The sequence below is a fragment of the Actinoplanes sp. NPDC048791 genome (assembly GCF_040650095.1).
Classification (GTDB): Bacteria; Actinomycetota; Actinomycetes; order Mycobacteriales; family Micromonosporaceae; genus Actinoplanes.
Genome location: NZ_JBEZGQ010000335.1, coordinates 1 through 7,863, shown reverse-complemented (window position 1 = coordinate 7,863; position 7,863 = coordinate 1). Strand labels below are relative to the sequence as shown.

8 protein-coding genes are annotated in these 7,863 nt (G+C 69.9%); 4 read left to right on the top strand and 4 right to left on the bottom strand.

Annotated features, from left to right (window positions below; translation table 11 throughout):
* Positions 1 to 907, bottom strand: a 907-nt coding sequence (locus AB0C29_RS23305) for a 5'-3' exonuclease H3TH domain-containing protein (protein ID WP_360823607.1), incomplete at its 3' end; no start/stop codon positions are given.
* A 9-nt stretch (positions 908 to 916) separates the two neighbouring features.
* On the bottom strand, positions 917 to 1,864 hold the full coding sequence (locus AB0C29_RS23300; RefSeq protein ID WP_360823604.1) for a YafY family protein: 948 nt from the start codon (positions 1,862 to 1,864) through the stop codon (positions 917 to 919).
* An 88-nt stretch (positions 1,865 to 1,952) separates the two neighbouring features.
* Between AB0C29_RS23300 and AB0C29_RS23295 the strand changes: the two genes are divergently transcribed.
* Both AB0C29_RS23295 and AB0C29_RS23290 read left to right on the top strand, forming a co-directional pair.
* The gene (locus AB0C29_RS23295; protein ID WP_360823601.1) at positions 1,953 to 2,381 is read left to right on the top strand and encodes a VOC family protein; all 429 of its coding nucleotides are present in this window, start codon (positions 1,953 to 1,955) and stop codon (positions 2,379 to 2,381) included.
* A gap of 203 nt (positions 2,382 to 2,584) precedes the next feature.
* Positions 2,585 to 2,758, top strand: a complete 174-nt coding sequence (locus AB0C29_RS23290; RefSeq protein ID WP_360823598.1) for a hypothetical protein — start codon at positions 2,585 to 2,587, stop codon at positions 2,756 to 2,758.
* A gap of 325 nt (positions 2,759 to 3,083) precedes the next feature.
* Here the strand turns inward: AB0C29_RS23290 and AB0C29_RS23285 are convergent, their stop codons facing one another.
* Positions 3,084 to 4,112 carry a macro domain-containing protein gene (locus tag AB0C29_RS23285; protein WP_360823595.1) on the bottom strand — a complete coding sequence of 343 codons (1,029 nt, stop codon included), beginning with the start codon at positions 4,110 to 4,112 and terminating at the stop codon, positions 3,084 to 3,086.
* Between the two features lie 291 nt (positions 4,113 to 4,403).
* Here AB0C29_RS23285 and AB0C29_RS23280 point away from each other — a divergent pair, with 291 nt between their 5' ends.
* Positions 4,404 to 6,065 (top strand): hypothetical protein, encoded by a 1,662-nt coding sequence (locus AB0C29_RS23280; RefSeq protein ID WP_360823592.1) that lies wholly within the window; start codon positions 4,404 to 4,406, stop codon positions 6,063 to 6,065.
* Between the two features lie 3 nt (positions 6,066 to 6,068).
* Positions 6,069 to 7,052 carry a hypothetical protein gene (locus tag AB0C29_RS23275; RefSeq protein WP_360823589.1) on the top strand — a complete coding sequence of 328 codons (984 nt, stop codon included), beginning with the start codon at positions 6,069 to 6,071 and terminating at the stop codon, positions 7,050 to 7,052.
* Positions 7,053 to 7,411: 359 nt separating this feature from the next.
* Here the strand turns inward: AB0C29_RS23275 and AB0C29_RS23270 are convergent.
* On the bottom strand, positions 7,412 to 7,863 hold a 452-nt coding region (locus AB0C29_RS23270), incomplete at its 5' end, for a DUF4232 domain-containing protein (RefSeq protein ID WP_360823587.1).

The following is a 7,863-nucleotide window of genomic DNA, read 5'->3' as shown; positions in this document are numbered from 1 at the left end:
CGGTCAGCGCCCACTGCGTGGGCCCGAAGTTGATGCCCCGTCCCGAGAGGACGGACCGCATGGCGCTCAGGCGCAGCGGCAGCCGGGCCGCCCGCAGCTCCGGCATCGGCAGGTCGGCCCGCATCCGCATGAGCCGGCGGTTGCGCTCGACGATCTCCCGGGTCTCCGGACGGCCGAGCTCGTCGGTGCACTGGGCGCCCACGACGTCGCGCACCGACTGCGCGTCGCCCGCGTCGATGGCCGCCCAGGCGGCGTCGACGGTGTCGAAGGCGGCCAGCAGCCGGGCCGCGGTCGCCGAGCCGAAGCGGCGGACCCCGTGCAGGTTGTCCGAGGGATCGCCGCGCAGGGCGGCGTAATCGCGATACTGCGCCGCGCGTACGCCGCAGAGCGCCAGCAGGCCCTCGGGGTCGACCAGGACGGCCTCGTCGAAGCCGCCGTTGCGGACCCGTAGCACCGACGTGGTGTCGTCGATCAGCGCGAACGCGTCCCGGTCGCTGGTCATCAGCACCGAGCGCCAGCCGTGTTGCCGGGCGTGCGCCGCCGAGCTGGCCAGCACGTCGTCCGCCTCGTAGGCCGGCGGCACGACCGTGCACACACCGGCCGCGGCCAGCAGCTCAGGGGCACCGGCGATCTGCTCGCTCAGATCAGCCGGTTTGTCCGGCCGGTGGGCCTTGTAGGCCGGATACTCGGTGCGCCGCGCGGAGTCCTGGGGGCAGTCGAAGCCCACCACCACTGCGTCGGGACGCAGGTGCGCGGCGGCGCGGGCCAGGTAGCCGACCAGTCCGCGCAGCGCCCACACCGGCCGGCCGGCCTGGTCCAGCAGCCCTTCCATCGCCGCGGCGTGGTAGGCGCGGTGCAACAGACTGTTGCCGTCGAGGACGAGCAGCAGGGGGGCCGGGGGCGACACCCGGACAGCCTATGCCGGACCGTACCGGGCGACGAGTTCCGCACCCAGCCGGGCGAGCTCGGCCCGGACCGGCTCGGGTTCGAGCACCTCGACCGCCGCGCCCCAGCCGGCGAGTTTCTCCGCGATGGACAGCGCCATCGGGGCGGCGACCCGGACCCGGACCCGCCCGTCGGCGAGGGTCTCCAGCGGTTCGCAGTGCCGGCCGAAGTGGTCCTGCAGCACCGGCAGCACCCGCTCGGCGATCAGGACCGTGGCGGAGAGCAGGGACCGGCGCTGCTCGACCGCGCCGACCACCCGTTCCCACTCGCGGGAGAGGTCGAAGCCGGGCGGCCGCTCGGCGACCTGGCCGGTCACCTCGGCGCCGGTGATCCGGTCGACCCGGAAGGTCCGCTGCCCCTTATCGGTGCCGGCGACCAGGTACCAGACCTCGTCCTTGTCGACGAGGCCGAGCGGGTCGACCAGCCGTTGCGACTCGGCGCCGCCGCGGCTCGCGTACCGGAAAGCGACCTTGCGCCGGCGCACCACGGCGTCCTGGAGCAGGTCGACCAGCTCGGGCCGGTCCCGGTCGCGCTCGCCCCAGCGGGCCGCGTCGACCACCACCACATCGGCGGCGGCCTCGGCGTCGGCCCGGAACGTGTCCGGCAGCGCCCGGACGAGCTTGAGCAGCGCCGAGCGGATCGGCGGCGCCACCGCGGCGGCCGGCCCGGCCAGCAGGAACAAGGCCCGGGCCTCGGCCGAGGTGAGCCCGCTCAGATCGGTGCGGGCGCCGCCCACCAGCGACCAGCCGCCACCCCGCCCGGGCTGCGGATAGACCGGGACGCCGGCGGTGGACAGGGCCTCCAGGTCGCGGCGGGCGGTGGCCACCGACACCTCCAGCTCGGCGGCCAGCTCGGCGGCGGTCACCCGGCCACGGGCCTGGAGCACCAACAGGGTCGCCACCAACCGGTCCGCTCGCATGTCGTGATCCTGTCAGGAAAAGTGCTCACTCGGTGAGCACTTATACCCCGCATGATGAGGTCGTTCCACTAGCGCAGGGGAGAACACGATGTTCCGAGGATTCGCCACCATCAGCTTCTACGCCGACGACGTCAGCGCCGCGGCGGACTGGTACGCCGAACTGTTCGGCGCGAAGCCGTACTACGCCTTCCCGCCCGCGCCGGCGGCCCCCGCGTACATCGAGTTCCGCGTCGGCGACGACGAGGACGAGCTCGGCCTGATCGACCGCAGGTACGCCCCGCCCGCGGCAGCGACCACCCCCGGCGGCGCGGTGATGCACTGGCACGTCGACGACCTCGAGGCCACCGTGGCGCGGCTGCTTGAATTGGGCGCGACGGAGTACCAGCCGATCACCCACCACGGGTCGGGGGAGGGCTTCGCCACGGCCTCGGTGGTGGATCCGTTCGGCAACGTGCTCGGGGTCATGAACAACCCCCACTACCGGGAGATGCTCGCTGCGCGGAAGGGTGCGGCCTGAGTCACGGCGGCAAGCCCTCAGCTCCGGCGGTGGCCGTCCGATTGTCGGGGCCCACCGCCGATTCCGGGGCCGACCGCGGGACCGTCGGAGCCGATCGATGGCCGGGGCCGCCGATCCCGGGCCCGCCGCCGATCGGCTGGGCCCACCCGCCGGAGCAGAGGAGCCGCTATGCACCGCACCTGTGTCAGCGCCGGAGGCGCCCGATGACCGCCGCCGCCGACGTGCTGGCCGCGGTGGCCGGCCTCGGCGTGCCGTGGTGGGGCTGGACCGCGCTGGTCGTCATGATCTTCTGGGGGTTGCTGGCTCCCGGTGACCAGGGGCAGGACGACGACGGCCCGACACCGGAGGAGCAACTCGCCCTCGCCCGGCGGCGATGATCAGGGTGGCGACAAGGCGATGGGCTCGGCTCTTGTCTGGTGGACTCGTCATGCGCGGGAACGTCACAGCGCTGAGCCGACAGGAGTTGGTGCTCCTTTCGGCGGTATCGGTCAGGTGATCGCCCGCGAGGGCTCAGCGGCCTTCGACGCCTTCAGGGATTGGCAGCTCTCACGGCCGTGTCTGCGCAGCGAGATGTCAAGACTCTCTTCTTGGCGCCACCTGGCCGCACGCCACCATGTGGGGCCACCGAGCGCCGGTGCAGCGTGGGGCGCCCCTTGCGCACACCGACGACGACCCGGTGTTCGCTGGTCGGCAGGGCGGCGGCTAACTCGCTTCAGGGCGCAGATCGGCCGCCTTGAGCGCCCGACGGCAGGCGTTCCGCTCCTGGTCGGTGTAGGCCAGGAAGTACACCGTATTGATCCGGCTGGCCGGCGCCGCCCTCAGATAGTTGCGGGCCTCGTGGACGAGCGACGTCGCAATCCGGCCGACGTCGCCGCCGGCGTTGCCGGTTCCGAGCAGCGGAAACAGGATGGCGACCGGCATCTCCAGAAGCTCGACCGCTTGGAGCACGTTAGTCACGCATCGGCCGACGTCCCGCATCGGGTGGAATCCCGAACCGGGCTCGCCGTGGACCGACGCGACGTGTACGACATAGTGGACGCCGTTGAGCTCCCGTAGCCGGCCTGCGCCCGTCATGACGACGGTGCCCGGCTCGACCGGTCGGTGACCGGCCACTTTCGCGGTCAGTTCATTGGCGATGAGGTCCTCCGCTACGCGGCCACGTGCGTCGTGCGTCGCGCCCGCGTAACGGATGATCGCCGAGATCGAAAACTCGTGAACGCGGGCCATCTCCATCTCGGTGCTCTCCGGGTTGACCCAGATATTGGCGCACCGCACCTGGCGGATGTCCCCGGTCACGACGCCGATCCGGCGGTCGTCGCGCACGACGTGGTGGGTGATGTCCTGCACGGTCAGTACCTGACCGCGTGCCTTGCCGTACCGATCGGCGAAGGAATCGGCCGAATGCTGCTCCCGCTGGTGCATTTCCCAGAGCTGGGTGAGCCGTCGGTACGTCGGTTCCCAGTCCGCGGGTTCGGTGGACATCTCGAGATCTATTCTTCGCCCGCGCGCGTACCGGGCGCACCGCTGAAGGAAGGCCTCGACGAATTTCCAGCTCGGCGGTTGGGAGATGTTGCCGCCTAGGGTGGCGTAGATGTGAGCCCGACGTAGTGGGAAGGTCGGATCGGCATGCAGGGAACTCACTGACGGCCCACCCGCCGCCAGGTGCAGCTCCTTGAGACGCGCGCTGAACGCACGTAGTGAAGCTGGTAGATCACTCTCCGGGTTGGTCATGCCCGTCCGGTCTCCTCGATGTCTGCTGCTGGACTAGGCCGGAATCACTGTTCGCAGGCGTCAGGACGGGCCGCGTCCGAAATTGGTCTGATGGACTTGCGCGCCCTCGCTGGGCACAGGAATCTCGACGTGGGTTCGTAAAAGGTCATCTGCCCGCCCGGCGCTTATTGATCACTCCGCAGGTTCTCGCGCGTGCCGGAAGCCTAATGGGTCCCGGCCTTGGTCAAGGGCGTGAATGAAGTGGAATGAATCGCTGCTACCCGAGCACCATTTGTCAATCGAGGAGCACATGTGACCACGGCAGTTGCGTCACAGCGCGAGCGGGTCGAGCCGGCGCCGATTCGCCGCCGCACGGTGAACCAAACACTGTGTGCGGCAACCCATGTATCGGAAGGTCTCGCGGACTACGTTCTGCGAATTCTTGACGGTCGGCCGCAGGGCGACGCACCGTCCATCACAGAGGATCCCGTGGCGGTGGTCCGCCACGCCGCCGCCTCGCGGCGATTGCGGCTCGGCCGAGAGGTCGGGTGCTCTCTCGTTGCAGTGGTGGTGATCTGCTCGGTGATCGGCCGACTGTCCCACCCGTTGGGCTTCCGCCCGGCGGTCGCGGCGGTGGCGCTCTTCATCGCAGTGTGCGCCGCACGCAAGCGGCTGGCTCGCGGGCTCAGGGCCATGGGCGTCTGGGCGTGGCGCAGCAATCGGGACCGCGGGCGCTCCGGCCCGCTGCGGTGGGTCGCATCCCTGACCTGTGCGACGATGCTGGCCATCGTCCTCGTGCTGAGTCAGGCCGCGCTCTGGGACTGTGCCTTGATGGTACTGGTCGGCCTGGCGACCGGTGGGGTGGTCGTCATCGCCGAGTCCGCCATGGCGCACCGGCGGGCGGCCGCGATCGTCGCCGAGGGTTCGTCCGAGCCGCGCGACCTTGCACCCCCGGTGCACCGGCGGCTGGAGCAGCGGATCGAGGGCCTCACGAGCGCCAACGTGGTTGTGTACTCCGAAGAGCGGGCCTCGGCGCCATTCGTCGGCAACGGGCTCGTCGTCCGGCCCTGGAAGCTCGACATCGACGTTCGTCGCCGGCCGTCGGACGCGCCCGACGACACCTTTGAGACATTCGACGTGGTCGCATTCCACGAGTGGCTCGAGGGCCAGTTCCTCGTGGAGACCGCCGTTGAGAGCACTACGTCCCGACAGTTGATGGCCGGACACCGCATCTACGTTGACGGACGAAAGCTCGCCTGGAACTCGCCGCTGGTGGCGGACGGACGTCCGCTTCCGCACGTGGAGTGGGAGAAGCTGGCCGAAGAACTGCGCCATCCGGAGCGCGCCGACGACCAGCGGGTCTATTTCTACCTTCAGGAGATCTGCCGGGATGGGGAAATCGGCGTCTGCACGTTCGTCCGCCCGCTTCTCCAGGGCGGCAGCCTCTCGATCGAGTTCGTGCCGTTGGTGATCACTCCGGTGCACCCTGATGTCGAGGCTCTGGTCATCGATCTGCCGCTCGGGCTGCGGGATCAGATCGGGCGAGCGATACGGTTATGGACTTTCCGCATCCCGGCGGCAGTGTTCGGCAGTCCCATCCGCTGCGCACGGCGTCTGTTCGACTGGGGTGCACGGCAATCCGCACGTGCGCATTGGCTACTGGCCGTGCGATGCCGCTGGTTCTACGATCTCGGCGCCGTCATGTCGATCCGCGAGGGCGTGAGCTGGCGGACGCCCGAGGAACTCGACCACTTCGTGATCCGCGATCTGATCCGCATCAACGACCAACTGCGTGATCGACTGGTCACGTCGATCAAGACATACCTCCAGGCTCACGGCATCGACCCCGATCAGATGGAGACGGCGGTGACGATCAACCAGATCCAGAACTGGAACGTCGGCAACGTGCGGGCCGACATGGTGGGTTTCGGCAACAACAACACGTTCGGCAACCCGGGCCGCGGCGAGGGGTAGGAAATGCGAGATCAGACGTTCACCATCAACGGACAGGTCAACGCCAACATGGTGTCGATCGGCAACGGCAATTACCTGGCGCTGCCCGCCGCATCGCCTGGGAGCATGGCGCATGCCCAGCCGGTCTTCGGAATCGTGACCGCGCTCCCGGAGGAGTTCGCAGCGGTGAGCGTGTTACTCGACGACGCGCAGAGCCCGTCAACGATCAGCGGCGATCGGGCCCAGTATGTCCTTGGCACGTTGCCGAGCCGGGACGCGCAGCGGCCCCACGAGATGGTGCTGACGCTGCTCGGCGACACGGGCAACACCGCCGCGGCCGAGTCCTGCGCCAACTTGATCCGCAGCTTCCCCAGCGTGGACACCGTCATCATGTGCGGGATCGCGTGTGGCGTGCCGGCGCCAGACCGGCCCGAACGCCACGTGAGAGTCGGCGATATCGCCGTAGCGACGTGGGGGATAGCCGACTACGACCACGTGGTTGAGCGCGACGACGGACGGCAACCCCGGCAGCCGTTTCCGCTGCCCTCGCCGCTGCTCGTGCGGCTCGCCCGCTACCTCGAAGCCCTGGAGATCCGCGGTGAGCGGCCGTGGGAGCCGCAGATCGACCGCGCACTGACAATCATTCCTGCCTTCGCCCGTCCGGACTCATTCCCGGCAGAGCGTCCATGGGTTCGGCACGGCCTGATCGGCAGCGCCGACCGGTCGCTGCGCAGCGCGCGGATCCGTGACGAGCTGGCCGCGACTCACCAACTGATCGCCATTGAGATGGAGGGCAAGGGTATCGGCAGCGCCGGTTTCGCGAGCGGGCTGGAATGGTTCGTGGTGCGTGGCATCAGCGACTACGGTGACGCCGACACCACCCGGCTCTGGCGCGGGTACGCGTCGGTCGTCGCCGCCGCCTACGTGCGTGCGCTGCTCGCCGAGTGCCAGCCGCTGACCCCTCGCGGCGGCCATCCGCAGGCCACCGGTAGCGCACAGCGGCGGTGACGGCCGTCGTCTTTTCGGTATCGATGGCGGCGGCTGGTCCATGCCGGTCGAAAGCCGAGCGCTATCCGCGCCGGTGGGGATGTTGGTCGAGGTTACGCGCCGGATGCCAGGAGGCGAAGATGTAGGTGGGGTGCCGGTCGAACGTACTTACGGGCGAAGCCATCCGGCATTGACCCGGTGGCTTGGGCAGGCACTCCCCACTGGCCATCCGTCAAACCGCGCGGACATCCGAGCCTGGGTCAGCGACTCCCGGCAAGGCGTCGGCCCAACCCCGGCTCCGGGTCAGGGACGCCGAACCAGGTCTCGGTGCACATGACGATTTGCGAGCCGCATCAGGTGAACTCGGTCGGCCGTCAACGTCAGCCAGCCACGGTGAACGCCGCCACCGAACCCGGGGCACAAGCGTCGTGCGGCGCGGCCACAAACGTCGTACCCGTGTCCTCCGGCGCCGTGACCTGGTAGCCGGGCACCCGTACCGTTGTCTTGCACGTCTTGGTGGCCGGTCGGATCGCGGCCTGGACGCGGTCGCCGGGCGCGAGCAGCATGGCCGGTGCCGCCGTGCCGGCGGGGGTGAACGCGCCGGCCGCGGTCTTGACGCCGGGGTGGCCCCGCAGCGAGCAGGCGTGTCCGGTGATGTTCTCGAAGACCAGGGAACCGGCGTCGCCGGTGATGCGAAGCTCGCCGGTGCGGCACCGCGAGGGCGGCTCGCCCGTGGCGGGGTCGACGTAGTCCGCGCCCGAGTCGGGCAGCACCAGCGTGTACGCCGTGGCGGAGACCGCCGCGAGGTCCAGCACCCCGGCGCTGCCCGCCG